This window comes from Rhizobacter sp. P1_G5, from assembly GCF_056405435.1.
This window is the reverse complement of sequence record NZ_JBFUCB010000861.1, coordinates 1-1,972: the sequence shown is the minus strand read 5'-3', so window position 1 is coordinate 1,972 and position 1,972 is coordinate 1. Positions and strand designations below refer to the sequence as shown.

At 69.2% G+C, this 1,972-nt stretch carries 3 protein-coding genes; all 3 read left to right on the top strand.

The window, feature by feature from the left end; translation table 11 throughout:
- A partial coding sequence (gene yaaA, locus AC1D12_RS32025) for a peroxide stress protein YaaA (RefSeq protein WP_477845195.1) occupies positions 1-619 on the top strand: 619 nt, incomplete at its 5' end.
- A gap of 7 nt (positions 620-626) precedes the next feature.
- Positions 627-1,487 (top strand): 2OG-Fe(II) oxygenase, encoded by an 861-nt coding sequence (locus AC1D12_RS32020; RefSeq protein WP_047500456.1) that lies wholly within the window; start codon positions 627-629, stop codon positions 1,485-1,487.
- 13 nt (positions 1,488-1,500) lie between these two features.
- The coding region (locus AC1D12_RS32015; protein ID WP_477845194.1) for a CoA transferase at positions 1,501-1,972 on the top strand (472 nt) is incomplete at its 3' end.

The window sequence follows — 1,972 nt, the reverse complement described above, 5'->3', positions numbered from 1 at the left end:
GTCCGAGCCGCTGTCGGCGCTCAACGTCGAGCGCTATGCCGCGTGGAGCCCGCGCTACACCGACGCCAACAGCCGCCCGGCCGCGCTCGCGTTCGACGGCGATGTCTACGACGGCCTGAAGGCCCCGACGCTGAGCGACGCCGACCTGGCCTGGGCGCAGGACCACCTGTGCATCCTGTCCGGCCTGTACGGCGTGCTGCGCCCGCTCGACCGCATGCAGCCCTATCGGCTCGAGATGGGCACCGCCCTGCAGACGCCGCGCGGCGCCACGCTGTACGACTACTGGGGCGACACGCTGGCCGAGCACCTGAACGAGCGCCTCGCGGCCGATGCCAGCCCGGTGATCGTCAACCTCGCGTCGAACGAATACTTCCGCGCGGTGCGCCGCAAGGTGCTGAAGGCCCGCGTCGTCGAGTGCGTGTTCGAGGACTGGAAGAACGGCCAGTACAAGGTCATCAGCTTCTTCGCCAAKCGCGCCCGCGGGCTGATGGCGCGGCACGCGATCAAGAAGAAGCTCGCCACCCCGAAGGGGCTGGAAAAATTCAACGCCGACGGTTACCGTTTCGATCCCGCCGCGTCGCAACCCGACCGGCTGGTTTTTCGCCGACACCTGAGCTGAACCCACCATGAACAGCACGACCAAGCAGAGCATCACGCCCGAACTGCGGCAATGGATCATCGACCAGGCCAAGGCCGGTCGCAGCCCGGACGACGTCCTGAAGTCGATGATCGACAGCGGCTGGACCGAAGACGTCGCGATCGAGGCGCTCGAGGACACGCTGCAGGGCTTCCTGAAGGACCACGCGAAGGCGAACGGCCTGCCGGTGCCGGTGCCGGTGCCCGAGCCCGACCTGCTCGATTCGCCCGGCTCGGTGGTGGTCGACGGGCATGAGGTCAAGATCGTGATGACGATGCGCAACCCGCGCGTCGTCGTGTTCGGCGGGCTGATGACCGAGGCCGAGTGCGACGAGCTCGTCGCGCTGGCGCGCCAGCGGCTCGCCCGCTCCGAGACGGTGGTCACGACGACCGGTGCGAGCGAGGTCAATGTCGCGCGCACCAGCGAGGGCATGTTCTTCGGCCGCGGCGAGAACGACGTGTGCAAGCGCATCGAGGCGCGCATCGCGACGCTGCTGAACTGGCCGCTCGACAACGGCGAGGGGCTGCAGATCCTGCGCTACCAGCCGGGGGCCGAGTACAAGCCGCATTACGACTACTTCGACCCGGCGCAGCCGGGCACGCCGACCATCCTGAAGCGCGGCGGCCAGCGCGTCGGCACGCTGGTGGTGTATCTCAACTCGCCGAAGCGCGGCGGTGCCACGACCTTCCCTGACGTGAACCTCGAGGTCTCGCCGGTCAAGGGCAATGCGGTGTTCTTCAGCTACGACCGGCCGCACGCGATGACGCGCACGCTGCATGGCGGCGCGCCGGTGTTGGAAGGCGAGAAGTGGGTCGCGACGAAATGGATGCGCGAAGGAAAATTCGAGTGAAGTCGTAGCCCGGATGGAGCGCAGCGCAATCCGGGACGCGTTGCCTCTCGACGGCGTGAAGGTCGTCGACCTGACGCGGCTGCTGCCCGGGCCGCTGGCGGCACTGGAGCTGCAGCGCCTGGGCGCCGAGGTGCTGAAGATCGAAGGCCCGCCCGGCCAGCAGGACGGCGCGCGCGAGCTGTGGCGCACGGAGGCCGAACGCGCTGCCGGCGAGCCGGCGCTGATGTTCCGCCGCCTGAACGAGGGCAAGGCGCTGCGCACGCTGGACCTGCGCGACGAGGCCGATCGCGCCGTGCTGCTCGACGAGGTGGCGCGTGCCGACGTGCTGATCGAAGGTTTCCGCCCCGGCGCGATGGCCCGGCTCGGGCTCGGCTGGGATGTGCTGTCGGCGCGCAACCCGCGGCTCGTGATGTGCTCGATCAGCGGCTATGGCCAGACCGGGCCGTGGGCGCAGCGGGCCGGCCACGACATCAACTACATCGCGA

Excerpts from the sequence above, each read along its gene's own strand:
- AC1D12_RS32020 (WP_047500456.1), top strand. The coding sequence starts at position 627 with ATGAACAGCACGACCAAGCAGAGCATCACGCCCGAACTGCGGCAATGG.